The 26708-nt window shown below is 73.4% G+C and carries 14 protein-coding genes and 1 pseudogene; 7 read left to right on the forward strand and 8 right to left on the reverse strand.

Annotated elements, in window-relative coordinates:
- Nucleotides 1-67: 67 nt before the first annotated feature.
- Nucleotides 68-11041 (reverse strand): type I polyketide synthase, encoded by a 10974-nt coding sequence (locus tag AOK22_RS04965; RefSeq protein ID WP_167357831.1) that lies wholly within the window; start codon nt 11039-11041, stop codon nt 68-70.
- Nucleotides 11042-11572: 531 nt separating this feature from the next.
- Between AOK22_RS04965 and AOK22_RS04970 the strand changes: the two genes are divergently transcribed.
- From AOK22_RS04970 to AOK22_RS04990, 5 genes are all read left to right on the forward strand, one after another.
- On the forward strand, nt 11573-13072 hold the full coding sequence (locus AOK22_RS04970; RefSeq protein ID WP_079036346.1) for an NDP-hexose 2,3-dehydratase family protein: 1500 nt from the start codon (nt 11573-11575) through the stop codon (nt 13070-13072).
- A 2-nt stretch (nt 13073-13074) separates the two neighbouring features.
- A complete protein-coding gene (locus AOK22_RS04975) occupies nt 13075-14100 on the forward strand; it encodes a Gfo/Idh/MocA family protein (RefSeq protein ID WP_237773034.1) in 1026 nt (341 codons plus the stop codon).
- The gene (locus tag AOK22_RS04980) at nt 14100-14840 is read left to right on the forward strand and encodes an NAD-dependent epimerase/dehydratase family protein (protein ID WP_055697327.1); all 741 of its coding nucleotides are present in this window, start codon (nt 14100-14102) and stop codon (nt 14838-14840) included. Before AOK22_RS04975 ends, AOK22_RS04980 begins: the two co-directional genes overlap by 1 nt.
- 215 nt (nt 14841-15055) lie before the next feature.
- Nucleotides 15056-16309: a glycosyltransferase gene (locus tag AOK22_RS04985; RefSeq protein WP_055697328.1), complete on the forward strand. Its 1254-nt coding sequence runs from the start codon at nt 15056-15058 to the stop codon at nt 16307-16309.
- Between the two features lie 99 nt (nt 16310-16408).
- Nucleotides 16409-17155: a thioesterase II family protein gene (locus AOK22_RS04990; protein ID WP_055697329.1), complete on the forward strand. Its 747-nt coding sequence runs from the start codon at nt 16409-16411 to the stop codon at nt 17153-17155.
- 51 nt (nt 17156-17206) lie between these two features.
- Here AOK22_RS04990 and AOK22_RS04995 read toward each other — a convergent pair whose 3' ends face one another.
- From AOK22_RS04995 to rpe, 4 genes are all read right to left on the reverse strand, one after another.
- Nucleotides 17207-17608 carry a barstar family protein gene (locus AOK22_RS04995; protein ID WP_055697330.1) on the reverse strand — a complete coding sequence of 134 codons (402 nt, stop codon included), beginning with the start codon at nt 17606-17608 and terminating at the stop codon, nt 17207-17209.
- Nucleotides 17608-18027 (reverse strand): guanyl-specific ribonuclease, encoded by a 420-nt coding sequence (locus AOK22_RS05000; protein ID WP_055697331.1) that lies wholly within the window; start codon nt 18025-18027, stop codon nt 17608-17610. Before AOK22_RS05000 ends, AOK22_RS04995 begins: the two co-directional genes overlap by 1 nt.
- A gap of 112 nt (nt 18028-18139) precedes the next feature.
- Complete coding sequence (locus tag AOK22_RS05005) at nt 18140-19192, reverse strand: sugar-binding transcriptional regulator (protein WP_079036347.1); 1053 nt, start codon at nt 19190-19192, stop codon at nt 18140-18142.
- Between the two features lie 78 nt (nt 19193-19270).
- Nucleotides 19271-19957 (reverse strand): ribulose-phosphate 3-epimerase, encoded by a 687-nt coding sequence (gene rpe / locus AOK22_RS05010; protein ID WP_055697332.1) that lies wholly within the window; start codon nt 19955-19957, stop codon nt 19271-19273.
- A 134-nt stretch (nt 19958-20091) separates the two neighbouring features.
- Between rpe and AOK22_RS05015 the strand changes: the two genes are divergently transcribed.
- Nucleotides 20092-22266 (forward strand): MMPL family transporter, encoded by a 2175-nt coding sequence (locus AOK22_RS05015; RefSeq protein WP_055697333.1) that lies wholly within the window; start codon nt 20092-20094, stop codon nt 22264-22266.
- 46 nt (nt 22267-22312) lie between these two features.
- Here AOK22_RS05015 and AOK22_RS05020 read toward each other — a convergent pair whose 3' ends face one another.
- Together AOK22_RS05020 and fmt are read right to left on the reverse strand one after the other, a co-directional pair.
- On the reverse strand, nt 22313-23773 hold the full coding sequence (locus tag AOK22_RS05020) for an RsmB/NOP family class I SAM-dependent RNA methyltransferase (RefSeq protein WP_055697334.1): 1461 nt from the start codon (nt 23771-23773) through the stop codon (nt 22313-22315).
- Between the two features lie 61 nt (nt 23774-23834).
- Entirely contained in the window at nt 23835-24779 is a 945-nt protein-coding gene (fmt, locus tag AOK22_RS05025; RefSeq protein WP_055697335.1) for a methionyl-tRNA formyltransferase, read from the reverse strand.
- Between the two features lie 270 nt (nt 24780-25049).
- Between fmt and AOK22_RS05030 the strand changes: the two genes are divergently transcribed.
- Nucleotides 25050-25604 carry a hypothetical protein gene (locus tag AOK22_RS05030; RefSeq protein WP_055697336.1) on the forward strand — a complete coding sequence of 185 codons (555 nt, stop codon included), beginning with the start codon at nt 25050-25052 and terminating at the stop codon, nt 25602-25604.
- Nucleotides 25605-25700: 96 nt separating this feature from the next.
- Here the strand turns inward: AOK22_RS05030 and AOK22_RS05035 are convergent.
- Nucleotides 25701-26708: pseudogene (locus AOK22_RS05035) on the reverse strand (primosome assembly protein PriA); the annotation flags it as partial.

The following is a 26708-nucleotide window of genomic DNA, read 5'->3' on the forward strand; positions in this document are numbered from 1 at the left end:
GAGACGGAAGTGTGCGTGCGCCCACGGGAGGGCGCGGGTGGTCGGAACCGCGACGTGAACAGGGGGTTCAGGAGATCCCGAACTCTTTGCCGATGTAGTCGAAGATCTCGTCGTTGCTCGCGGATTCGAGGTCCTCGGCGTCGACGGCGTCGTCGTCGCCGGGGGCCGTGCCGGTGGCGGCACGCAGCAGCTGCCGCAGCCGCCCTGCCAGCTCGGCTCTGTCGGGGTCGCCGTCGGGCAGACGGGTCAGCAGCGCCTCGATCCGGTCGAGTTCGGCCGTGCCGGGCGCCGTGCCGTCCGCGGGGTCCGCGGCCGGCCCCTCGTCGTCGAAGAGTTCGGTGCCGAGATGGCGCACGAGCTCCGTGACGGTCGGGTAGTCGAAGATGACGGTGGTGGGCAGGCGCAGTCCCGTCGCGACGTTGAGACGGTTGCGCAGTTCGACGGCGGTGACGGAGTCGAGGCCGAGTTCGAGGAAACGGCGCCGGAGCTCCACCGTCTCCACCGAGTCGTGGCCGAGGACGGCCGCCACCTGGGCGCGGACGACCTCGCGGAGCTGCCGTTCGCGCTCGGCCGGCGCGAGACCGGCGAGGCGCTCGGGCAGCGCGCCCGCGGCGGTGTTCTGCGCGGGCTCGTCCGCGGTGAGGACGGCGCGGGCGTCGGGCAGTTCGTCGAGGAGCCGACTGGGCCGCGTCGCGGTGTAGGCGTGCGCGAACCTCTCCCAGTCGATGTCGGCGATGACGAGGCTGGTGTCGCCGTGCGCCAGCGCCGCCTCCAGGGCGACGGTGGCGCGCTCCGGCCGCAGCAGCGGTACGCCGTGCCGGGTGCTGGTCTCCCCCACCGCGTCGAGTCCCGCCATGCCGCCCTGGGCCCAGGAGCCCCAGGCCACGGAGGTGGCGACGAGGCCCTGTGCGCGGCGGTGCTGGGCGAGCGCGTCCAGATAGGCGTTGCCGGGCGCGTAGTTGCCCTGGCCCGCCATGCCGACGGTGCCCGCCAGCGACGAGAACAGCACGAAGGCGGAGAGGTCCATGTCGCGGGTCAGCTCGTGCAGGCGCCACGCGCCGCCCGCCTTGACCCGCAGCACCCGGTCGAGCTGTTCGGGCGTCAGGGTGCTCAGCGCGCCGTCGTCCAGCACGGCCGCGGTGTGCACGACCATCGTCAGCGGGCAGTCGCCGGGCACGTCGGCCAGCAGGTCGCGCAGGGCGTCCGGGTCGGCCACGTCGCACGCGGCGACGGTGACGCGGGCGCCCGCCGCGACCAGTTCGGCCGTCAGCTCGGCGGCGCCGGGGGCCGTGTCGCCCTGCCTGCTGACGAGCAGCAGGTGTTCGGCGCCCTGGGCGGCGAGGCGCCGGGCGACCTGGCCGCCGAGCGCGCCGGTGCCGCCGGTGATCAGGACCGTGCCGCCGCCGGGGTTCCAGTGGTCGGCCGCCGCGTCGCCCAGGGGCGCGCGGACGAGCCGTCGGCCGTACGTACCCGTGGAGCGGACCGCGACCTGGTCGTCGTCGGCGTCGCCCGCGAGCACCGCGCACAGCCGTGCGAGGGCGCGGTCGTCCGGCTCCTGCGGCAGGTCGACCAGACCGCCCCAGCGGGTCGGCAGTTCCTGGGCGGCGACCCTGCCGAGACCCCAGATCAGGGCCTGGGCGGGGTGGGTCAGCGCGTCGCGGTCGCCCGTGGACACCGCTCCCTGCGTGACGCACCAGAGCGCGGCGTCCGCGTCGGCGGCCTCCAGCTCCTGGAGCAGCGCGAGGTTCGCGGCGTATCCGGCGGGGACGGCGGACGCGTCCGTGAGGGGCGTCTCGTCCTGGGCGAGCAGGGACAGGACACCGGCCGCGCCGGGGTGCGCGGCCAGGGCGTCGGCCCAGGGGCGCGCGCCGTCGCCGGACGCGTCCGCCACGAGCGGCTCGACCTCGGCGCCCTGGGCGCGCAGGGCCGAGGCCACCGCGGTGTAGAGGGGGCCGTCGACGCGGTCCCGGGCGACGGCCACCAGCCAGGTGCCGGACAGGGTGCTCCTGGTGCCGCCGGGCAGCGACTTCCAGTGCGCCCGGTAGCGCCACGAGTCCAGGGCGCTCGTCTCGGCGTGCCGCTTGTGCCAGGCGGACAGCGCGGGCAGGACGGCGGTCAGTTCGGTCCGCGTCTCCTCCAGGCGCAGGGTCTTGGCGAGTCCTTCGAGGTCCTCGCGTTCGACGACGTCCCAGAAGGCGGAGTGCGGGTCCGCGCCCGCCGCGGGGCGGGCCTGCGCGGTGTCGAACCAGTAGTGCCTGGTCTGGAAGGCGTAGGTGGGCAGGTCCACCCGGCGGGCGCCGCTGCCGGCGAACACCGCGCGCCAGTCCGGGACGACGCCCTGGACCCACAGCTCGGCCAGGGAGGCGAGGAGCCGCTGCGGGCCGCCCTCGTCGCGGCGCAGGGTGCCGACGACGGTGACGTCCGTGGCCGCGGCCTCTCCGGCGTCCGCGATGGCGTACGTCAGGACGGGGTGGGGGCTCGACTCGACGAAGGTGGTGTGGCCCGTCTCCATCAGGGCCCGGACGGTGTCGAGGAAGCGGACGGGTTCGCGCAGGTTGCGGTACCAGTACTCGGCGTCCGCGGCGCCGTCCGCGAGCAGTTCGCCCGTGACGGTCGAGTACATCGGTACGTCGCCCGCGCGCGGGGTCACCGGGGCGGCCAGCTCCAGGAGGGCGTCCTTCAGGCGCTCGACCTGAGGCGTGTGGGAGCCGTAGTCCACCGGAATCCGGCGGGCCCGCACACCGTCCTTCTCACAGGCCGCCATCAGCTCGTCCAGCGCCGCCGCCTCACCGGCCACGACGGTGGACTGCGGACCGTTGATCGTGGCCACGCTGATCCGACCGGCCCACGGCCCGATGAGTTCCTCGGCCGCCGTCTGTCCGACCGGGACGGACACCATGCCGCCCTGACCGGCCAGTTCGCGCCCGATCAGCCGGCTGCGCAGCGCCACGATCCGCGCCGCGTCCTCGATCGACAGCACACCGGCGACCACAGCGGCGGCCAGCTCACCCTGCGAATGACCCACCACAGCGGCGGGCCTGACCCCGTGCGCACGCCATACGGCGGCCAGCGAGACCATCACGGCCCACAGCATGGGCTGGATGACGTCGACGCGGTCCAGGTTCGGCGCGCCGTCCCGCTCGCGCAGGACGTCCTCGGGAGACCAGTCGATGTGGGGCGCCAGGGCGGCCGCGCACTCGGCGAAGCGCTCCGCGAACACCGCGGAGGAGTCGAGGAGTTCGGTCGCCATGCCCGCCCACTGCGAACCCTGGCCCGGGAAGACGAACACCACGTCCGAGGCGTTCTCGGAGGCCACGCCCGACACGACACCGGCCGCGGGCTCGCCCTCCTCCAGGGACTTCAGGGCGCTGAGGAGCTCCTCGTGGTCGGCCCCGAGCAGCACCGCTCGGTGTTCGAGACCCGCCCGCGAGGACGCCAGCGACCAGCCCACGTCCGCGATCGACAGCTCGGCGGAGGCGGCCACGTGCTCGCGCAGCCGCGCGGCCTGGCCCCGCAGCCCGTCGGCCGACCGGCCCGACACGACCCACGGCACCACTCCGCCGCCGCCGGCGAGCCCGGCCGGGCCCTCGTCGGCCACGGTCCGCGCCGGGGCCTGCTGCTCATCGGCCGGCGCCTGCTCGACGATCACGTGCGCGTTCGTGCCGCTCACGCCGAAGGACGAGACACCGGCCCGGCGCACCCGGCCGGTCTCCGGCCACGGGCGCTCCTCGGTCACCAGCTCCACCGCGCCCGACGTCCAGTCCACGTGCGGGCTCGGCGCGTCGACGTGGAGCGTCTTGGGCACCGCGCCGTGCCGCATCGACTCGACCATCTTGATCACACTGGCGACGCCCGCCACCGCGGAGGTGTGGCCGATGTTGGACTTCAGCGAGCCGAGGAGCAGCGGCCGGTCCGCGGGGCGGTCCTGGCCGTACGTCGCGAGCAGCGCCTGCGCCTCGATCGGGTCGCCGAGCGTGGTGCCCGTGCCGTGCGCGTCCACCACGTCGACGTCGGACGAGGTGAGCCCGGCGTTGGCGAGGGCCTGACGGATGACACGCTGCTGGGAGGGGCCGTTGGGGGCGGTGAGGCCGTTGGACGCGCCGTCCTGGTTGACGGCCGAGCCGCGGATGACGGCCAGGACCTCGTGGCCGTTGCGCCGTGCCTCGGACAGCGGCTCCAGGAGGAGGACGCCGACGCCCTCGCCCCAGGAGGTGCCGTCCGCCGCCGCGGCGAAGGGCTTGCAGCGGCCGTCGGGGGCGAGCCCGCGGTTCTGGCTGAACTCGGTGAAGACGCCCGGCGTCGACATGACGGTGACACCGGCGGCGAACGCCATCGAGCACTCGCCCTGCCGCAGCGCCTGCACCGCCAGGTGCAGCGCCACCAGCGACGACGAGCAGGCGGTGTCGACCGTCACGGCGGGACCGGTCAGGCCGAAGCTGTAGGAGAGGCGGCCCGAGGCCACGCTGCCCGCGGCGCCGGTGAACAGGTAACCGCCGGAGTCCTGGGCGTTGGTGGCGTCGGTGCCGTAGCCGTGCGGGACGATGCCGACGAACACGCCGGTCCGGCTGCCGCGCAGCGTCGCCGGGTCGAGGCCCGCGCGCTCCATGGCCTCCCAGGAGGTCTCCAGGAGGAGGCGCTGCTGCGGGTCCATGGCGACGGCCTCGCGCGGCGAGATGCCGAAGAAGGACGCGTCGAACTCACCGGCGTCGTGCAGGAATCCGCCCTGGTCGACATAGCTGGTGCCGGCCCGCGACGACTCCGGGTCGTACAGCGCGTCGAGGTCCCAGCCGCGGTTGTCGGGGAGTCCGCTGATGGCGTCCTGCCCGTCGTGCAGCATCCGCCACAGGTCCTCGGGCGAGCGCACGTCACCGGGGAAGCGGCAGCTGGTGGCGACGATGGCGATGGGGTCGTCGCCGGACGCCGTGCGGGCGGTCCGGGCGGCGAGGACCGGCGCGGCCTCGTCGGCCGGGGCCTGCGGGGCGTCCCCGCCGAGGACGCGGTCGCGCAGGTGCTCGGCGAGCAGCCGCGGCGTCGGGTAGTCGAACACGGCGGTCGGCGCGAGGGTCTGCCCGGTCGCGATGGTCAGCCGGTTGCGCAGGTCCACGGCGGTCAGCGAGTCGAAGCCGGCCTCGCGGAACGCCCGGTTGACCTCGACCTCCTGCGCCGAGGACCAGCCGAGGACGGCCGCGGCCTGGCCGCACACCTCGTCCAGGACGACGCGCAGCCGCTGGGTGTCGGTGGGCGCGTCGAACACCTTCTGCCGGAAGCCGTCGACCGGTTCGGTGACCGGCGCGGACGGCAGCTCCACCAGCACCGGGGCGCCGGCGGCCGAGGGCGCGAGCCAGTAGCGCTCGCGCTGGAAGGCGTACGTGGGCAGCTGGACCGGCTCGTCGGCGGCGGGGGCGAACAGCGCGGCCCAGTCGGGCCGGACGCCGCGGAGCCACAGCTGGCCGAGGTTGGTGAGGAACTGGCCGATGCCGCCCTGCTCGCGGCGGAGCGTGCCGGCGCAGAGGATGTCGCGCTCGGCGGCGTGCCCGACGGCCTGCAACGGGGCGGTCAGGACCGGGTGGGCGCTGATCTCCAGGAAGACGCGCTTGCCCGCGTCCAGCATGGTCTCGACGGTGTCCTGGAAACGGACCCGCTGACGCAGGTTGTCGTACCAGTACTGGGCGTCCAGCGTCGCGCCGTCGATCGGCCCGGCGGTGACGGTCGAGTACATCGGGATGGTGCCGGTGCGCGGGCGGACCGGGGCGGCGCCGGCGAGCAGCGGCTCCTTGATGGCCTCGACGACGGGGGTGTGGGAGGCGAAGGCGGCGGGGACGACGCGCGGGCGCAGTTCGGCCCGCTCGGCCTCCGCGCGCACCTCGGCGAGGACCTCGGGGAGGCCGCCGACGACGGTGGAGCCGGGGCTGTTGGCGGCGGCGATCCAGATGCCCTCGCGCCCCGCGAGCAGCTCCTCGACCTGGTCGACGGGCGCGGTGAGCGTGAGCAGGCCGCCGCTGCAGTCCAGTTCGGCCGCGGCGAGCCTGCTGCGCAGCACGACGAGCCGGGCGCCGTCGGCGAGCGAGAGCGCGCCGGAGAAGCAGGCCGCGGCCAGCTCGCCCTGGGAGTGGCCGACGACGGCCGTGGGCAGCACGCCCACGGAGCGCCAGACCTCGGCGAGCGAGATCATGACGGCCCACAGCACGGGCTGGAGGACGTCCACGCTCTCCAGGCCCGCGTCGTCGCGGACGACGTCGAGCAGGTCCCAGTCGACCTCCGCGGAGAGCGCCTCGGCGCACCGGCGCATGGAGTCGGCGAACACCGGTGAGGTCGCCATCAGTTCGGCGGTCATGCCCGCCCACTGGTGGCCCTGTCCGGGGAAGACGAAGACGAGGTCGCCGGGGGCGTCGGGCGCCCTGCCGTTGAGGACGTGCGGGGCGGACTCGCCCGCCGCGAGGGCGTCGAGTCCGGCCAGGAGGGTCTCCCGGTCGTCGGCGACGACGAAGGCGCGGTGCTCCAGCGCGGCCCGGGTGGTGGCCAGGGCGCGGCCCAGCTCCTCGTCCGTCACGGCGCTGTCGGCGGCGAACTCCCGCAGCCGCGCGGCCTGGGCGCGCAGTCCCGCCGCGGTGCGGCCGGAGACGACCCACGGTAGGGCGCCGCCGTCACGCGGCCGGGCGACGGGCGCGGGCGCGGCCTCGGCGGGGGCCGGGGCGTCCTCGGGGGCCTGTTCGAGGATCACGTGGGCGTTGGTGCCGCTGATGCCGAAGGAGGACACACCGGCCCGCCGGACCGTGCCGGTCCCGGGCCACGGGGTGCTTTCGGTGGCGAGCCGGACCGCGCCGGCGGTCCAGTCGACCTCCGGCGTCGGGCCGTCGACGTGCAGGGTGCGCGGGACCAGGCCGTGCCGGATGGCGAGCACGGACTTGATGACGCCCGCGACACCGGCGGCGGCCTGGGTGTGGCCGATGTTGGACTTGAGGGAGCCGAGCAGCAGCGGCCGGTCCTCGGGCCGGTCCTGGCCGTACGTGGCGAGCAGCGCCTCGGCCTCGATCGGGTCGCCGAGCGCGGTGCCGGTGCCGTGGGCCTCCAGCATGTCCACGTCGGCGGAGGCGAGTCCGGCGCGCGTCCAGGCGTCGCGGATGACCTGCTGCTGCGAGAGGCCGTTGGGCGCGGTGAGGCCGTTGGAGGCGCCGTCCTGGTTGATCGCGGAGCCGCGGACGACCGCGAGGACGCGGTGGCCGTTGCGGCGGGCGTCCGCGAGCCGCTCGACGAGCAGCATGCCGGCGCCCTCGGAGAAGCCGGTGCCGTCGGCCGCGGCGGCGAAGGCCTTGCAGCGGCCGTCCTGCGCGAGCCCCTGCTGGCTGGTGAGCTCGGTGAAGATGCCCGGCGTCGACAGGACGGTGGCACCGCCGGCGAGCGCCAGCGAGCACTCGCCGCGCCGCAGGGACTCCACGGCGAGGTGGAGTGCCACCAGGGAGGACGAGCAGGCGGTGTCGATGGTGAGGGCGGGGCCGGTGAGGCCGAGGACGTAGGCGATGCGGCCCGAGGCGACGCTGGTGGTCTTGCCGGTGAGCATCAGGCCGTCGAGGGTCTCCGGCGCCTCGTGCAGCCGGGGGCCGTACTCCTGGTCCATCGTGCCGACGAACACGCCCGTCTTGGTGCCGCGCAGTTCGTCCGGGTCGATGCCCGCGCGCTCCAGGAGTTCCCAGGAGGTCTCCAGGAGGAGGCGCTGCTGCGGGTCCATGGCGAGCGCCTCGCGCGGCGAGATGCCGAAGAAGCGCGGGTCGAAGTCGGTGACCTGGTCGACGAATCCGCCGACGCCGGTGGTGACGCGGCCCTGGCCGTCGGGGCTGAGGAGCCGCTCCAGGTCCCAGCCGCGGTCGTCGGGGAAGGGCGTGATGGCGTCCTGCCCGGACGTGACGAGCCGCCACAGGTCCTCGGGCGAGGCCACGCCGCCGGGGAGGCGGCAGCTCATGGAGACGATGGCGATGAGGTCGTCGTCGTCCGCCGCGACGTCGTGTCCCGCTTCGCGCACGGCGACGGCCGCGGTGGGGCCGTCGCCGCCGCGTATGGATTCCAGGTGTCCCGTCAGCCGGGCCGGGGACGGGTGCGAGAAGAGGGTGGCCATGGTGAGCCGCCCGCCCAGCACGGTGTTCAGCCGGCCGCGCAGGTCGCCCAGCATGATCGAGTCGAAGCCGAGGTCCTTGAACGAGCGCCGGGCGTCGATCTCCTCCGGCGCGTCGTGGCCCAGCACGGCGGCCGTCTGGGCGCGTACGGCGTGCGCGACGTCCCGTGGGGCCTCGGTGCCCCCGTCGTGCGCGAGGGCCTCGGGTGCCCCGGCCACGGCGTCGGGGGCGGTGACCTCGCCGTCCAGCCAGTGGCGGCGGCGCTGGAAGGCGTACGTGGGCAGCTCGACGCGGCGCGCGTCGGTACCGGCGAAGACCTCGGTCCAGTCGGGGGTGCCGCCGTGCGCCCAGAGCGCGGCGAGCGAGGTGAGGAAGCGGCGGCCGTCACCGTGCTCGCGGCGCAGGGTGCCGCCCGCGAAGACGTCCACGCCCACGGACTCGCCGGTCTCCTCGACCGGGGAGGTCAGCACGGGGTGCGGGCTGACCTCGACGAAGGTGGTGTGCCCCGCGGCGATCAGCTCGCGCACGGTGTCCAGGAACCGCACCGGCTGCCGCAGGTTGCGGAACCAGTAGTCCGCGTCCGCGGTGCCGTCCGCGAGCAGTTCGGCGGTGACGGTCGAGTACATCGGTACGTCACCCGCGCGCGGAGTCACCGCAGCGGCCAGCTCCAGCAGCGCCTCGCGCAGCAGCTCGACCTGAGGCGTGTGGGAGCCGTAGTCCACCGGGATGCGACGGGCGTTGACCCCGTCGCGCTCGCACGCGGCCATCAGCTCGTCGAGAGCGGCGGCCTCACCGGCCACGACGGTGGACTGCGGGCCGTTGATCGTGGCCACGCTGATGCGACCGGCCCACGGCGAGATGAGCTCTTCCGCCGTCGCCTGAGCGACCGGCACGGACACCATGCCACCCTGACCGGCCAGTTCACGCCCGATCAGCTGACTGCGCAGCGCCACGATCCGCGCCGCGTCGTCCAGCGAGAGCACACCGGCGACCGCGGCGGCCGCGATCTCGCCCTGGGAGTGCCCCACGACGGCGGCGGGCTCGACGCCGTGCGCGCGCCACATCTCGGCCAGCGAGACCATGACGGCCCACAGCATCGGCTGGACCACGTCCACGCGGTCCAGGGACGGCGCGCCGTCCCGCTCGCGCAGGACGTCCTCGGGGGACCAGTCGATGTGGGGCGCGAGCGCGGCGGCGCACTGGACGAAGCGCTGCGCGAACACCGGCGAGGAGTCGAGGAGTTGCGTGGCCATGCCGGCCCACTGCGAGCCCTGGCCGGGGAAGACGAACACGACGCCGTCGGCGTCGTCGGCCCGCACGCCCGAGACCACGCCGTCGGCGGGCTCCCCCGCCGCCACGGCCTCCAGCGCCGCCAGCAGCTCCGCACGGTCCGACCCCAGCACCACCGCACGGTGCTCAAGACCGGCCCGCGCGGTGGCCAACGACCAACCCAAGTCTGCTATTGACGAAGTGTCAGCACCGGCACCCACGTACTCGCGCAGGCGCTCGGCCTGCCCGCGCAGACCCGCGGCCGACCGGCCCGACAGGACCCACGGCACCACACCGGAACCGGCCACCACACCCGCGGGTGCGGACTCTGCGGTTCCGTCGGCCTCGGCGGACTCCTCCGCCGGAGCCTGCTCGACGACCACGTGCGCGTTCGTGCCGCCCATGCCGAAGGAGGACACGCCCGCGACCAGCGACGTCTCCGGCCGCGGCCAGGGCGAGCGCTCGGTGTTGACCTGGAGGTGCCAGTCGTCCAGCGGGATGGCGGGGTTGGGCGTCTCGAAGTTGAGGCTCGGCGGGAGCGCTCCCGCTTCGAGCGAGAGCAGGACCTTGATCAGTCCGACGATGCCCGCGGCACCCTCCAGATGGCCGACATTCGTCTTGACCGAGCCGACCCGCAGCGGTGCGTCCGCCGGGCGGGTGGCACCGAGGACCGCGGCGAGCGCCGCCGCCTCGATGGGGTCGCCGACGGCGGTGCCGGTGCCGTGGAGTTCGACGTACTGGATGTCCTCGGGGCGGACGCCCGCGGCCTCGTGGGCGCGGCGGAGCACGTCCTCCTGGGCCTGCCGGCTGGGGGTGGTGAGGCTGTCGCCGCCGCCGTCGTTGTTGACGGCGCTGCCGCGCAGGACGCCGTGGATGTGGTCACCGTCGCGCAGCGCCCGCTCCAGCGGCTTCAGCAGGACGAAGCCGCCGCCCTCGCCGCGTACGTAGCCGTTGGCGCGGGAGTCGAAGGTGTAGCAGCGGCCGTCGGGCGAGAGTCCACCGAAGCGCGAGACGGTCAGGGTGCCATCGAAGGTGAGGTTCAGGTTCACGCCGCCGGCGAGGGCGACCTCGCACTCCCCGGCGCGCAGGCTCTGGCAGGCCATGTGCACGGCGACGAGAGAGGAGGACTGGCCCGAATCGACCGTCAGGCTGGGGCCGTTGACCCCGAGGAGATAGGAGAGCCGGTTGGCGATCATGCTGCGCTGCAGACCGGCGAGGGTGTGGTGCGAGACGGCGGCGGAGCTGCGCTGTCGCGTGAGGGTGGCGTAGTCGTCGCTCATGGCGCCGACGAAGACACCGGCGCGCTGCCCCGTCAGACGGTCGGGGGTGAGGCCGCCGTTCTCCAGGAGTTCCCAGCCGAGTTCGAGCGCGAGGCGCTGCTGGGGGTCCATGGCCGCGGCTTCGCGCGGCGAGATGCCGAAGAAGTCGGCGTCGAACTGGTCGATGCGGTCGAGGAATCCACCGCGCTCCGACGTCAACAGCGCGTCCTCGGCGGGGCGCTGGGGCCACCGCCCGTCCGGGAGCGCGCCGACCGCGTCGACTCCGTCGAGGAGGAGCTGTCGTAACTGTGCGACCGAACCGGCCTGCGGCAGTCGGCAGGAGAGCCCCACCACCGCGATCTGGTTGCCATCACCGTGCTGCGCCGACCGAGCAGCCCTGGACAAGATTGAACCCCCGCTAGTTCTTTTGGATTCGCCGAAGTCGCCCCGCATATCCATCGGCCGATGACTGCCAACAGTCAATTTCTACCTGGAAGTTGCCGCAGGAGGAAATATGCGAGTTTTTCAATTCGCCGAGAAAAAAGAGCAGTTCAAATGCGTACATCAACTCTGCCACACCGCTAACGAGAGTGACAATGTGACGGGGGTCACAAGACGTTCTTGCTGGTCCAGGGCGTCAAGAACGTGCCAAAGAAGTGCTGTTGACATGCCAAAGAAGTGTCGAGTGGATGCACGGAAGCCCTACGCGGGGGCCCGGATGATGGTCATGCCACGGTCTACAGAATCGAGTTGACAGCCGCCGCCGTGAGACGTAGGACTAGCCAAGGCCCAGAAAACCCAGGACTATCCGCACCCACTTCGGGGAATAGCGCAGCCGACGGCCTCTCAACTGCGTATCCACGCCGGTGCGGCACAATGCGCCACCTCCCCCACCACTCCGCCACGCGAACCGCGCCAGGGAACAAGGAGCGACTGATGACGCACGCCCCGTCGGGCAGCGCCAACGTCTTGACCAGGCCGGAGAACCGCTCGGCCACCGGAATCGCCCGTTCCATGCGTGACGTGGACCACGCCGTCACAAGCCTGCGGGATTTTCACACGTGGTTCGACGCTTACCGAGACACGGAACAGTCGAAGATTCGTCACATCCCGTTTACGGAACTACAGGGCTGGCGATTCGAGGAGTCGAGCGGAAACCTGGTCCACGACAGTGGCCGATTCTTTTCGGTACAGGGTCTGCGCGTGCGCAACGCCCCTGGCGGGGTGCCCTCCTGGGAGCAACCGGTCATCCATCAGCCCGAAGTCGGCGTACTGGGCATTCTGGTCAAGGAATTCGACGGTATACCGCACTGCCTGATGCAGGCGAAGATGGAGCCGGGAAACCACAACGGCGTACAGCTCTCACCCACTGTTCAGGCGACCCGGAGCAACTACACCCGGGTGCACGGCGGCCGGGCGGTGCCGTATCTCGACTACTTCCGGAATGCCGCACGCCACCGCGTGCTCGCCGATGTGCTCCAGTCGGAGCAGGGCTCCTGGTTCTACCGGAAACGCAATCGGAACATCGTCGTCGAGACCACCGAGGACGTGGAGCTGCTCGAAGGCTTCTACTGGCTGTCCGTCGGCCAGCTGCACGCGCTGCTCGCGGTGGACGATCTCGTGAACATGGACGCGCGCACCGTGATGTCCTGCCTCCCGTTGACGGACCCCGCGTTACCCGGCTTCGGGTCCCCTGGCGGTGATCCACGATCACCCTATCCGGTCGAGGACGACACCGTCCGTTCTTCTCTGGCACGGTCGCTGGATCCCGGCCACGGCGCACTGCACCCGCTCGGCTCCGTACGGAACTGGATCAGCGGCGTGCGGGCCGAATTCGACGGCCACGCCGAGCTGGTGGACCTCGGCGCCATCGGCGGCTGGCACCGCTCGGCGGAGCGGATCTCCCATGAATCCGGCCTGTTCTTCGACGTGATGGCCGTGGACGTACGCACGGGCAGCCGCGAGATCGGCGGCTGGACCCAGCCGATGATCGAGGCGCGCGGCCAAGGCGTCGTGGCCTTCCTGGTGCAGCGGATCGACGGGGTGCTGCACGCCCTGACCCGGGTCAAGCACGAGGCCGGCTTCATGGACGCGGTCGAACTCGCACCCACCGTGCAGTGCACCCCCGAGAACTACACCGTACTGCCGCCCGAGGCCGCTCCCCCCTTCCTGGACGAGGTGCTGCACGCCCCGGCCGACGCCATCCGCTTCGACAGCGTGCTCTCCGAGGAGGGCGGCCGGTTCTTCCACACCCGCAGCCGCTATCTGATCGTCGAGGTCCCCGCCGGGCGCGAGCTGCGGGCACCGGAGGACTACCGCTGGCTGACGGCCCATCAGCTGTCCGGGCTCGTCCAGCACAGCAACTACCTGAACATCCAGGCCAGGAGTCTGCTCGCCTGCCTGCACAGCCTGTTGCGCCAGACCAGAGGGGAATGAACGTGAGTACCTCCACGACGCCGGAGCCGCTGCGGGTCGGTGTGCTCGGCGCGTCCTCGATCGCCGCGCGGCGCACGCTGCCCGCGCTGCGCGAGGTGCCGGACACCGCCGTCGCCGCCATCGCCAGCCGGGAGCGGGAGAAGGCGCAGCGGTTCGCCGCCGACTTCGGCTGCGAGGCGGTGCACGGCTACGAGAAGCTGCTGGAGCGCGACGACATCGACGCGGTCTACGTGTCGGTCCCCAACGCCCTGCACGCCGCCTGGGTGCGCGCGGCGCTCGACGCGGGCAAGCACGTGCTGTCGGAGAAGCCGCTGACCACGGCCGCCCCGGACACCGCGGCGCTCGCCGCGCTCGCACGGGAGCGCGGCCTGGTGCTGCGCGAGAACATCGCGTTCGTCCACCACGGCATGCACCGCCGCGTGGCCGAGCTGGTGGCCGAGGGCCGCCTCGGCCGGCTGCGCCACATCGACGCGGCGTTCTGCTTCCCGCCACTGCCCCCGCAGGACGTCCGCTACGTCCCCGAACTCGGCGGCGGCGTCCTCCTGGACGCGGGCATCTACCCCGTGCGCCTCGCGCAGTACCACCTCGGCGACGACCTCACCGTCGCGGGCGCCGTGCTCCACGACGACCCTGCCTCCGGCGTCGACGTGGCCGGCAGCGCCGTGCTCGCCGCGTCCGGCGGTGAGATCGCGACCCTCAGCTTCGGTTTCGTGCACACCTACGGCTCGCGCTACACCCTGTGGGGCAGCGAGGCCCGGCTGTCCGTGGACCGCGCCTTCACCCCGGCGGCGACCGCGGCGCCCGTGCTGCGCATCGAGGAGCAGAACCACACCGAGGAGATCGTGCTGCCCGCCGAGCACCAGTTCGCGGGCTCGGTCGCCGCGTTCGCCGCCGCGGTGCGCAAGAGCGTCGCCACCGGCGCCGACCCGGACCACGAGGCCTGGGCCGCCACCACCGTGCGGACCGCCGAACTCCTCGACGCCATCCAGAAGTCGGCGGTCCGCGTCACCGCCCCCGAGGCCCCCTGATGGAGATCGTCGGCAGGGGCTTCATCGCCCGGAACCTCGCGCCCGTCGGCGACCGCCACCCGCACGCCACGGTCATCGCCGCCGGCGTCTCCAGCACCAGCACCAGCACGCGCGACGAGGAGTTCGACCGCGAGGCGGCCCTGGTGGACGAGATCACCCGGCGGTGCCGCGCCGAGGGCCGGCTCGTGGTGTTCCTGTCCACCTCGTCCCACGCGCTGTACGGCACCGGGAACACCCCCATGGCGGAGGACGCCGCGCTGGCCCCGGCCTCGGCGTACGGCCGCCAGAAGCTGCGCCTGGAAAGCATCGTCGCCGAGTGCGGCGCGCCCTGGCTCGCGCTGCGGGTGAGCCACGCGACGGGCCGCTGGCAGCGCGCGCACCAGCTCCTGCCCGCGTTCGCGCAGCAGGTGCGCGAGGGCACCGTGCGACTGTTCCAGGGCGCCCACCGCGACATGGTGGACGTGGCCGACCTGGTGCGGGCCGTCGACGGGCTGCTCGCCGAGGGCGTCGAGAACGAAGTGGTCAACGTGGCCTCGGGCACGCCCCGGCCCGTCGAGGAGGTCGTCGACGGCATCGAGAAGCGCCTCGGCCTGACCGCGCGCCGCGAGATCGTCGACGTACCCGTCACGATGACGCCGGTGTCGATCGACAAGCTGTGCGCGCTGCTGCCCGGCATGCGGTCGGTGACCGAGCCCGACTACCTCGACCGGATGCTCGACCGCTACGTCCCCTACTACTGACGCCGCGCTTCTCTCCCGCCGACGTCACGCCCCTCCGACGTCGGCGACGACGACGGGGCAACTCAAGTACGGTCACCCCAAGCACTGTTGAAACACGGTCAACTCCATTCACACCGACGCCCGTTCACGCCCCGCACCACTGGAGCAACGGCTGCCGCTGAGGCACGGCGCGCGGGCGGCTCCCCTCTCCACCGCCCCTTTCGTACGGAGGATGCATGCAGGTCTCGCTCGTTGTCACAGGTTCACGGGGTGACGTCCAGCCGTTCATCGCGCTGGGCAGGACCCTGACGGCCCGCGGACATTCCGTGATCCTCGCCACCCACGGGGACTTCGAGAAGCTGGTCCGCGAGGCCGGCCTCGACTTCGCCGAACTCCCGGGCAGCCCGCGGGACTTCCTCGCGCACCCGGCCCTCGCCGAGGCGCTCCAGCAGGGCGCCTCGCTGTTCCGCGCGGCGCGCAAGGTGCCGCGCCAGACGCCCGAGCACATCCGCCTCCTGGCCTCCCGCATCGCGGAGGTGTGCGAGGGAGCCGACCTGGTGGTCAACAGCGTGCTGAGCCGGATCCTGTTCCAGGACAACGGCAAGGCGCCCTGGGCGTCGCTGACCTGGTGGCCGCTGCCGCCCACCAAGCAGTGGCCGGCCATGATGGCGCCGCAGAGCAAGTCGGGCCCGATATACAACCGCGTGACGCACAAGATGGCCGGTCTCCTGGACTGGGTCTCCATCCGCGGCTACCGCAAGGACGCGGGCATGCCGCCGCTGCCGTTCGGCGCGCCCTACCGCGAACTGGGCCGCGACGTCCCGCTGCTGTGCCCGGTCACCCGCGAGATGTTCACCGAGCCCGGCGACTGGCCCGCGCTGTCGAAGTTCACCGGCTACTGGTTCTGGGACCGCGAGTGGAGCCCTTCGGACGCGCTCGTCGACTTCATGGAGGCCGGGGATCCCCCGGTGACGCTGTCGTTCGGCAGCATCTGGCCGGTGCACCAGCCGGACAAGACGCTGCGCAAGGTGCTCGGCGTGGTCCGCTCGTACGGCAAGCGCCTGGTGCTGGTGGGCGGCGGCCCCGAGGAGGTGCCGGACGACGTGTTCCGCGTCGAGGACGTGCACTACCCCTGGCTGTTCCCCCGCTCGTCGGCCGTCATCCACCACGGCGGCTGCAACACCACGGGCGAGGCGCTGCGTTCGGGTACGCCGCAGGTCGTCGTGCCGACGTTCGCGGACAGTCCGTTCTGGGCGGCGCAGGTGCACCGGCTCGGTGTCTCCCCCAAGCCCATCCCGTTCTCGAAGTTCACCGCCGAGCTCCTTGACGAGGCCCTCGGCAAGGCCCTCAACGACGAGGCCATGGCGAAGCGCGCGGCGACCATCGGCGAGGCCGTGCGTGCCGAGCAGGGCACCGAGACGGCCGTCGACATCCTGGAGGACTGGGTGAAGCGGTGGCGCGGGCCGGGCGGGGCGAACGCCGGTGCGTGACGGCGTACGCCCGCCCGTGCGCGCATCCGTGCGCGAACCCGTGCGTGACAAGGGAGTCGGCACACCCCGCAGATCCCGTACCGAGGAGCAACGACAGCCATGACAGACACGACGGAACCCAGTACCCCTTCCATCCGCCGCTTCCACCCCTCGGACGCGGGCGTACGCCTGGTCTGCTTCCCGCACGCGGGAGGCGCCGCCAGCTACTTCTTCCCCGTCTCCCGGCAGCTGTCCGGGGTGGCCGACGTGCTGGCGGTGCAGTATCCGGGGCGTCAGGAGCGGCGCAAGGAGCCGCTCGTGGCGAGCGTGGACGAACTCGCCGACACCCTGGCCGAGGAGCTCCTGCAGTGGGCCGACCGGCCGCTGGCCTTCTTCGGCCACAGCATGGGCTCGCTGGTCGGCTTCGAGGTGGCGCGCCGCCTGGAGAGGAAGGACATCCGGCTGGTGTCGTTCTTCGCCTCGGGCCGGGCCGCGCCCTCCCTCTCGCGCGACGAGGGCGTGCACCGGCGCGACGACGCGGGCCTGCTCCGCAAGGTCAAGGAGCTGGGCGGCACGTCGGGCGGTCTGCTCGACGACCCGGACGTGGTGGAGATGCTGCTGCCCGCGATCCGCAACGACTACCGGGCCGTGGAGACGTACAAGCTCACTCCCGGTGAGCCGCTGAACTGCCCGCTGGTGGTGCTCACCGGCGACGCAGACCCGATGGTCACCGTCGAGGAGGCGAAGGGCTGGCAGGACTTCTCCACCGGCGAGTTCGAGCTCCACACGTACACCGGCGGGCACTTCTACCTCGACGTGCACGCCGCCTCCGTGCTCGGGAGGATCAGCGCGCGGCTCGGCGCCTGAACGACCCGCCCAGCGGTGTTCCGCCCGGCGCCCGCCCGGCCGGATGAGGCCTCAGCCCCCGTCGTGCTCCACGGCGGGGGCCGACCCCATGGTGAGGACGATCTCCAGCGGCGTCCCCGCGTCCCGCCAGTACTCCACCGCCGCGGAGAACACCTCCTGCGCGATCTCCCACTCCCCCGGCGCCGTGCGCGCGTACTCCTGCCAGCCGGAGACGACGAGCAGCCGCCCCGCCGCGGGCGGCGCCCACGACAGATCGGTGAGGCAGTCCGCGAGGGCGTCCCAGTTGCGCCCGAACCAGTCGGGCAGCGCGAGGCTGCTTGCGCAGCGCTCCATGAGGCCCGCCTTGTCGCCGACCCCGGCCAGGGGCAGCGTCCAGGTGGTCCACCCGGAGCCGCGCGCCGCGTCGAGCACGGGAGCGAGCGGATCGGGTGTCGTGTCAGTACCGCCGGCCATTACCTGAGCACCGCCTTGAAGGACGCGTAGTGGTCATCGGTGTAGTAGAACTCGCCGCCGTTCCCGGTGACGATCCGCCGGGCCCCGCGGTCGCGCTCGCCCGGCGTGCGGACGGTGTACTCGTGGTAGTAGCCGCGTTTGCGCTGCGGCAGCTCCCGCTCGAAGTTGCTGAAGACACTGCCGTCCTTCCCGTACGGGAAGGGGCCGCCGTCGTCGATGCGCCGCAGCGTGGTCCGGGCCTCCGCGGGGAGCCGTTCGGCCCGCACGGTCGCCATCCCACGGGCCCAGGCGGGCACGGAGGCGGCGGAGGAGGCGCTCCCGCTCCCGCCGTCGCCGCCACCGGACGAACAGCCCGAGACCAGGAAGGCGACACAGACCAGCAGCACCCCGAGGACGCGGGGAATGAAACGGGACACCATGCGACAGATGCTGCCACAGCGGGCCCCGCACGGCAGGGCCCGCAGGGGGCGCGGGGCACCGCACACCGGGCCGCTCAGGGCCCGTGGGCGGATTCCGCACCCCGTGCGGTGCCTAGCTGCCGTCCGGGTCCGTGCGGTTCAGCGCGGGCCGCGGCGGCGGGCCCGCCACCAGGAGCTGGTCCGCGGCGGCCGTGTCCGTCACCAGGCTGGTGACCAGACCGGACCGCAGCACGGCGTCGATCGCGGCGGCCTTGCGCTGCCCGCCCGCGATGGCGACCACCTCGGGGATCCGGCGCAGCCGGTCCGCCTCGACGGTGATGCACCGCTCGCCCAGGTCACGCCCGACCCGGCGGCCCTCGGCGTCGAAGAGGTGCGCGGACATCTCGGCGGCCACGCCCAGCGAGGCGTAGTGCGCCCGCTCCTCGTCGCTGAGCATGTCGTGGACGGTGGAGATGCCCGGCTCCCAGGAGCCGATGGAGACACAGGCGACCGTGACCTTGTCGAAGTACTCGAAGGCACGGGCGATGCCGGTCTGGTTGCGCAGCGCCGCCGCCGTGGCGGGGTCGGGCAGCAGCATCGGCGCGTAGATGGGGTGGGCCTCGCCGCCGGAGACCTGGGCGGCGCGGCGGACGGCCTCGACGGAGCCGCGCTCGGCGGTCCCTGCGTCGTACACGCCCGTCAGCTGCACGACCGTGCAGGGCGGCAGCTGCTCCAGCGCGGCCGCCATGTGGATGGTCGAGCGGCCCCAGGCCAGGCCGAGCACATCGCCCTCGGTGACGAGCTCGCCGAGCAGGCCCGCCGCGACCTCGCCGAGGTTCTCGGGGTCGGGCGACTCGTCGATCTCGTCGCTGGGCGCCGGTGACTCCACCACGACCGCGTGCCGCAGGCCGTAGCGGGCCCGCAGCGCGTCCGAGCGCTCGGCGTCCAGCTCTGCCGGGACCCTGATCTCGATGCGCACGAGATCTCGCTCGAGGGCGGTCTCCAGGACCCGGGCCACCTTGAAGCGGCTGACGCCGAACTCCTCGGCGATCTGGATCTTCGATTTGCCCTCGAGGTAGAAGCGGCGGGCCATGGCCGCCGCCTGCACCAGCTCCGCGGGTCCCATCCGCATGGCTGACCGACCCGCCGACATGGCCGACACGGCGCTCTCCTCACTGCTGTTCACAAACTGGGTACGCCGTTCATCCTCGCAGATCCGGCCTAGTTGATCAGCCCTGAGGGACTGCGTTCACGTTCCTGTGGCTCAGTGGTCGCATGCCCATGCGCTTGACGACGTCTTTGCCTCGGCTTGGGCGCGCAGTGAACGTACCGCCTGGGCCGGGTCCTCGGCGCCGTAGACCGCCGAGCCCGCGACGAAGACGTCGGCGCCCGCCTCGGCGCAGCGCTCGATGGTGGCGGCCGAGACACCGCCGTCGACCTGCAGCCACACCTCCAGGCCGTGCTTGCCGATCAGCTCACGGGTGCGGCGGATCTTGGGCAGCATGATGTCCAGGAACGCCTGGCCGCCGAAGCCGGGCTCGACCGTCATGATCAGCAGCATGTCGAGCTCGGGGAGCAGGTCCTCGTACGGCTCGATGGGCGTCGCCGGCTTCAGCGCCATGGAGGCGCGGGCCCCCTTGGCGCGGATCTCGCGCGCGAGCCGGACGGGCGCGGCGGCGGCCTCCGCGTGGAAGGTGACGGATCCTGCGCCCGCTTCGACGTACTGCGGGGCCCAGCGATCGGGGTCCTCGATCATCAGGTGGCAGTCGAGAGGCGTGTCCGTCGCACGGGCCAGCGACTCTACGATCGGCACACCGAGCGTGAGATTCGGGACGAAGTGGTTGTCCATCACATCGACATGGAGCCAGTCGGCGCCTTCGACGGCCTTCGCCTCGTCGGCAAGGCGGGCGAAGTCCGCGGACAGGATGCTGGGGTTGATCTGCACGGCCATGCCCCAAGCCTGCCATGCCCGGCGCGCGTTGCTGACCCCAGTCCACGGCATGGCCTCAGCGGGTCCCGCCACCGCACGCCCCGTGCCATGCTGGGCGGTCCACCGGCACCGCGCGGGGCAAGCGGGGGGACGCCATGGCGGACACAGGACGGCAGGAGCGGCACGGCGCCGCCTGGCTGGTGTGCGGACGGCGCACCAAGTGGCTGGTGGTGCTCCTCTGGCTCGCGGTGCTTCTCGTCGCGGCGCCGCTGGCCCAGAAGCTCACCGACGCCCAGGAGAACGACGCCGAGTCCTGGCTGCCCGGCTCCGCGGAGTCCACCCAAGTCCTCGACATCTCGGCCGAGTTCAGGCCCGAGGCGATCCCCGCGGTGGTCGTGTACGCCCGCGAAGGCGGCCTCACCGCGGCGGACCGCGCGCGGATCGCCGGGGACGTCCGCCAGGCCAAGGAGCTGCGCGCCCACGGCATCCGGGGCAAGGAGACCCGCGGTCCCGTGTTCGACACGAGGGTGCGGCCCGAGGCGGCCCAGGTCTTCGTGCCGATCACCATGGACGCGGAGGGCTGGGAGCGCATCGGACCCGCCGTCGACACCATCCGGGAGCGGGTGGGCACCAGCACCGACGGGCTGAGCGTGCACATCACCGGGCCCGGCGGCACGGCCGCCGACTCCGCCGAGGCGTTCGAGGGCATCGACTCGACGCTGCTGTTCGCCGCCGCGGGCATCGTGGTCGTGATCCTCCTGTTCACCTACCGCAGCCCCACGCTCCTCATCGCCCCGCTGATCGCGGTGATCACCGCGCTGTTCACGGCGCAGGCGCTCATCTATCTGCTCGCCACGCACGCGGACCTCACGGTGAACGGCCAGAGCGCGGGCATCCTGACGGTGCTCGTCTTCGGCGCGGGGACCGACTACGCCCTGCTCCTGGTCGCTCGCTATCGCGAAGAGCTGCGCCGCCACGCGGACCGCCACGAGGCGATGGCGCTCGCCCTGCACCGGGCGGGCCCCGCCGTCCTGGCCTCCGGCGCGACGGTCATCCTGAGCATGCTGGTGCTGCTCGTCGCCGAGATGAACTCCACCAGCGGGCTCGGCCCGGTCGCCGCGATCGGCGTCGCCGTCGGGCTCCTCGCGATGCTGTCGCTCTTCCCCGCCCTCCTGGTGATCTTCGGCCGGTGGTTCTTCTGGCCGCTGATCCCGCACCTGGGCTCCCCCGAACCGACCGAGCGCGGCCTGTGGGCCCGCACGGGCCGCCGCATGGCCCACCGCCCGCGGCTGATCTGGGGCGTCACGGCGGCGACGCTGGCCCTGCTCTCGCTCGGCCTGTTCCAGCTGAACGCCTCGGGGCTCAGCAACGCCGACGCGTTCACCGAGAAACCGGACTCGATCACCGGCCAGGAGGTGCTCGCCGAGCACTTCCCCGCGGGCTCCGGCGACCCCCTGGTGATCGTGACGAACACCGCGCAGGAGGACCGGGTCGCCCGGATCGTGCGCTCCACGCCCGGCGTGGTGCGCACCAGCGTCGGCAGGCCGCCCGGGACCGCGTCCGAGTACGAGGGCACGTCGCTCCTCGAGGCGACGCCGAGCGACCCGTCCGACAGCGAGGCCGCCAAGCGGACCGTGGACCGGGTGCGCGACGCCGTGCACGCCGTCCCCGACGCGGACGCGAAGGTCGGCGGCGGCACGGCGGCCCTGCTCGACATGGACCGCGCCACGGCCCACGACAACAAGCTGGTCATCCCGCTGGTCCTGGTCGTGGTCCTGCTGATCCTCGCGGTCCTGCTGCGCGCGGTGGTCGCCCCGGTGCTGCTGATCGCGACGGTGGTCCTGTCCTTCGCGGCGGCCCTCGGCATCAGCGCGCTCGCCTTCCGCCACCTCTTCGACTACCCGGGCGAGACCACCGACTTCCCGCTCTTCGTCTTCGTCTTCCTGGTGGCGCTCGGCATCGACTACAACATCTTCCTGTCGACCCGCATCCGCGAGGAGGCGATCCGCCAGGGCACCCGCGCGGGCGTCCAGACGGGCCTCGCCGCGACCGGCGCGGTGATCACCTCGGCGGGCCTGGTCCTCGCGGGCACGTTCGCCGCGCTCGGCACGCTCCCGCTGGTGGCGTTCGCCGAGATCGGCTTCGCGGTGGCGCTCGGCGTCCTGCTCGACACCTTCGTCGTACGGTCCGTCCTGGTCACGTCGCTGTTCCTGGACGTGGGCCCGAAGGTGTGGTGGCCCCACCCGCTGGCGCGCCGCCCGGAACCGCCGAGGGCCCCGGAGCGAACCACCGCCACCGAGACCCCCAAGGCGCCACTCCCGGACCCCTAGGACGGCTTCACGCCCGGCCGGGCCTGCCGCACGCCCCGCCGACGGGTCAGGCGGTCCGCCGGATCAGCGCCAGATACATCGCGTCCGTGCCGTGCAGATGCGGCCAGAGCTGGATGTCGGGCCCCTCGCCCAGCCCCGGCACGTCCGGCAGGAGCGGGCGCGCGTCGATGAGTTCGGCGCCGCCCGTCTGCTTGAGGACGTCGTCCACGACGGCCCGCGTCTCGGCCAGGTGCGGCGAACAGGTGGCGTATCCGACGACACCGCCGACGCGCACCGACTCCAGCGCCGTCCGCAGCAGCGAGCGCTGGAGCGGGGCGAAGCCGTCGAGGTCCTGCGGGCGGCGGCGCCAGCGGGCCTCGGGACGGCGGCGCAGCGCGCCGAGCCCGGTGCAGGGGACGTCCATCAGGACGCGGTCGAAGGTGCCGGGCCGCCACGGCGGACGGGTGCCGTCGGCCGCGATGACCTGGTAGGGCCCGGGGTTCCCGGCGAGCGCCTGCCCGACCAGACCGGCCCGGTGCGGCTGCTTCTCGGAGGCGAGCAGCGCGGCACCGCGCTGGGCGGCGAGCCCGGCGAGCATGGCCGCCTTGCCGCCGGGACCGGCGCAGCCGTCCAGCCACTTCTCGTCGCGGCCCTCCACCGGCGCGTTCGCCAGCGCGAGCGCGACCAGCTGGCTGCCCTCGTCCTGCACACCGGCGCGCCCCTCGCGCACGGCCTCCAGGGAACCGGGCTCGCCGCCCTCGCTGAGCCGCACGGCATACGGCGACCAGCGGCCCGGCAGCGCGGACTCCTCGCCGACGGAGTCGAGGAGTTCGTCGGCGGTGGAGCGGCCGGGCCGCGCCACGAGCGTCACCTCGGGCCGTTCGTTGTCGGCCTCCAGGAGGTCCTCGATGCCGGCCCGGCCGCCGCCCAGCGAGTCCCACAGCGCCGAGACGACCCAGCGGGGGTGCGAGTGGACGACCGCGAGGTGGTCCTCGGGATCCTCGTCGTAGGGCGGGGCGACGCGCTCCACCCATCCGTCGAGGTCGTCCTGCGCGACCTTGCGCAGCACGGCGTTGACGAACTTGGCGCGGCCGTCGCCGAGCACCACGCGCGCCAGCTCCACCGAGGCGGAGACGGCGGCGTGCGTCGGGATGCGGGTGCCGAGCAGCTGGTGCACGCCCATGTTGAGCACGTCGAGCACCGGCGGGTCGACCTCGCGCAGCGGCCGGTCGATGCAGGCCGCCACGATCGCGTCGTACGTGCCCTGGCGGCGCAGCGTGCCGTAGACCAGCTCGGTGGCGAGCGCCGCGTCCCGCGCGTCGAAGTCGCCCTTCTCGCGGGCCTTGCGCAGCAGCGGGGGCAGGACGAGGTTCGCGTACGCGTCGCGCTCGTCCACCGCCCGCAGCGCCTCGAAGGCGAGGATCCGGACGGGATCCTTCTGGGGACGGCGGTAGGGCTTGCCGGACTTCCCCGGCCTGCCCGGCTTGCCGGAGTGGGTGCGGGGACGCCGGTTCGGCTGGTCGTTCAAAGGTGCTCCGCTGCTGAAATGGATCGAAAACTGAATCGAGGGGGACGAACGGGCCCGCTTCTCAGCGTACGTCGCCGCCGCCCACGCGCTCGCCGGGGGCGATCCGCACCCCGCGCGCCCAGTCCGCGCCGCGCATCGGCTTCTTGCCCTGCGGCTGGACCCAGAGCAGCTCGACGGCGTGCGATCCGGAGCCCACGTACACGTTGTTCTTGGCGGCGGAGAGCTCGCCGGGCGCGAGGTCGGTGCGGTCCTGGACCGGCGCGGCCTGGATGATCTTCAGGCGCTCGCCGCGGAAGACGGTCCAGGCACCGGGGGCGGGGGTGCAGCCGCGGACGACCCGGTCCACGCGGAGCGCGGGCGCCGCCCAGTCCACCTCGGCGTCCTCGACGGTGATCTTCGGGGCGAGGGTGACGCCGTCGTCCGGCTGCGGCACCGCGGTCAGGCTGCCGTCCTCGATGCCGTCCATGGTCGCCACGAGCAGTCCGGCGCCCGCGAAGGCGAGCCGGGTGAGCAGGTCACCGCTGGTGTCGGTGTTCCGCACGGCCTCGGTCACCGTGCCGTACACCGGACCGGAGTCGAGGCCCTGCTCGATCAGGAAGGTCGAGGCGCCGGTGATCTCGTCGCCCGCCATCACCGCGTGCTGCACGGGTGCCGCGCCGCGCCAGGCGGGCAGCAGCGAGAAGTGCAGGTTGACCCAGCCGCGGGCCGGCACGTCCAGGGCGATCTTGGGCAGCAGCGCGCCGTAGGCGACGACGGGGCAGCAGTCCGGACCGATCTCCCGCAGCCGGGCCAGGAAGTCCTCGTCGCGCGGCTTCGCGGGCTTGAGCACCTCGATGCCCGCCTCCTCGGCACGCTCGGCGACCGGGCTCGCGACGAGCCTGCGGCCCCGGCCCGCGGGCGCGTCCGGCCGGGTCACGACGGCGGCCACCTCATGGCGGTCGGAGGCGATCAGGGCGTCCAGGGCGGGGACGGCGACCTCGGGAGTGCCTGCGAAGACGAGCTTCACTGGGGGGTACCTCGGATCTCTGGTCTGGGGTGGAGCGACGGCAGCGCACCAGTCTATGGGCCGCCCGGGGAGCCCGCCCGGGACGGTCCTGCCGAGGCCCGGGGTTGACGCTCCCGGGGGCGTACGAAGCGCCGTGCGCCCTGTGCATATGCGCATACGCCCCTGCACCGTGACCCCACACGAACTAGCGCGTTGGTCAAGAAAGAGTTGACCACAACGGGCCGCGGATGCGGCCCGATCCTTTTCAACGCCGGTTCGAGAGGCTTGTTCATGGCCGACCACGCAACCCACGACGCCCAGGCACGGGCCAGCCTGCACCTCCTGGTTCGGGACATCGAGCGGGTCCGCCGGCAGGTGGACGCACTGCGCACCCTCACCGCACAGCTCGGCAACGTCTACCGCCCGCGCCGTTCCAGCCCGTCCGCGGGCTTCGTCGTGTACGGGCGGGCCCCCGCCCCGACCGTACGTCTCGCGCAGGAGCTGCGGGACAGCGTCGAGACACTGGTCACCGCCGCGGTGGACTTCGACCGTTCGCTCGGGTTCTCGTGGGACGCGGTGGGCTCGGCCCTCGGCGTCACGAAGCAGGCGGTCCACCGCCGCTACGGCGCGCGGCGGGCCAGCACGCAGGCGGCGGCCGAGGCGGAGCGGGCCACGGAGACGCCGGCGCCGACGGTGACCTCCACGGCGACCCGCCCGGTGCCGGTCGGCGCTCCTCTGCCGTCGGTACCCGCCGCCCGCACGATGCCGACCCAGCCGACAGCGGGCAGCCCCACCCTTCGCGAGGACCCCCGCCCCAACGCTTTCCCCAGCCCTCGCAACGGCTGACGCCCCTTCACGGAAACGGCCCCCTCGCCCATCGGCGAGGGGGCCGTTTCCCTTACGGGCGGCGCCACCCGCCCTCGCCACCGGCGACGGTGACCGTCACCCGATGTCCAACGGGTCGACCCGAATCCGCACGGCGTCCCCGGAACCGTCCCGTGCCGTCCCCTTGGCCCCCCGGGCCATCCGCGCGGCCTGCGCGGTCTTCAGAGCGGCGGCCAGCGCCGCCCCGCTCCCCGGCGGCACCCGGATCAACACCCGCTCCACGCCCTCACCGGTCCCGGAACCGGCCCCGGGCCCGACCTCCCGTACGGGCACAGGTCCCAACACCACCGCGTCCCGAGGCAACTCGGCGCCCGAGAGGAACCCGGACAGCGCCTCGGGTGCCCCGGAGACCGCCGCCATCCGCGAAACCGGCGGAAACCCCAACTCAGCCCGCTCCGCGAGCTCCCGCACCGCATGCCCCACGGGGTCCCACCGCACCAACGCCTGCACGGGCCGCAGCGTCGGCTCCGCGACGACCACGACCCGCCCCCCGGCCCCCTGCGGCCGCACCAGGGCCGACGCACTCACCCACCGCCGCAACGCCTCCTCGCCGGCCCGGAGGTCGGGCCGCCCGAGCATGGCCCACCCGTCGAGCAGCAACGCCGCCGCGTAGCCGCCCTCGGCGACCGGTTCGGCCCCCGGCGTACTCACCACCAGCGCCGGCACCCCCGGCACCGTGTCGAGCACCTGCTCGCGCCCCGACGTCCGCACCGGCACCGCCGGGAACGCCCGCCCCAGCTCCTCCGCGGTCCGCCGCGCCCCCACGATCTGCGCCCGGAGCCGGAAGCCCCCGCAGGAGGAGCAGTGCCACTGGTCCTCCGCGCGCCCGCACCACCCGCACGCGAGCGCCCCGGTGCCCTCCCGCGCCTCGAGCGGCCCGGCACACTGCCGGCACCGCGCGGGCTCCCGGCACCGCTGGCAGGCGAGCCGCGGCACGTACCCGCGGCGCGGCACCTGCACCAGGACCGGGCCGTCGCGCAGCGCCGTGCGCGCCACGTCCCAGGCGAGACTGGGCAGCCGCGCGGCCCGCGCGGCCTCGTCCCTGGCCAGGTCGAGGTCGCCGAC

Source organism: Streptomyces silaceus, assembly GCF_001419745.1.
In the GTDB taxonomy this organism is placed as follows: domain Bacteria; phylum Actinomycetota; class Actinomycetes; order Streptomycetales; family Streptomycetaceae; genus Streptomyces; species Streptomyces silaceus.

Coding starts and splice junctions, on each gene's coding strand:
- AOK22_RS04980 (WP_055697327.1), top strand. CDS start 14,100: ATGGAGATCGTCGGCAGGGGCTTCATCGCCCGGAACCTCGCGCCCGTC.
- AOK22_RS05030 (WP_055697336.1), top strand. CDS start 25,050: ATGGCCGACCACGCAACCCACGACGCCCAGGCACGGGCCAGCCTGCAC.
- AOK22_RS04985 (WP_055697328.1), top strand. CDS start 15,056: ATGCAGGTCTCGCTCGTTGTCACAGGTTCACGGGGTGACGTCCAGCCG.
- AOK22_RS05015 (WP_055697333.1), top strand. CDS start 20,092: ATGGCGGACACAGGACGGCAGGAGCGGCACGGCGCCGCCTGGCTGGTG.
- AOK22_RS04990 (WP_055697329.1), top strand. CDS start 16,409: ATGACAGACACGACGGAACCCAGTACCCCTTCCATCCGCCGCTTCCAC.
- rpe (WP_055697332.1), bottom strand. CDS start 19,957: ATGGCCGTGCAGATCAACCCCAGCATCCTGTCCGCGGACTTCGCCCGC.
- AOK22_RS05000 (WP_055697331.1), bottom strand. CDS start 18,027: ATGGTGTCCCGTTTCATTCCCCGCGTCCTCGGGGTGCTGCTGGTCTGT.
- AOK22_RS04995 (WP_055697330.1), bottom strand. CDS start 17,608: ATGGCCGGCGGTACTGACACGACACCCGATCCGCTCGCTCCCGTGCTC.
- AOK22_RS04970 (WP_079036346.1), top strand. CDS start 11,573: ATGACGCACGCCCCGTCGGGCAGCGCCAACGTCTTGACCAGGCCGGAG.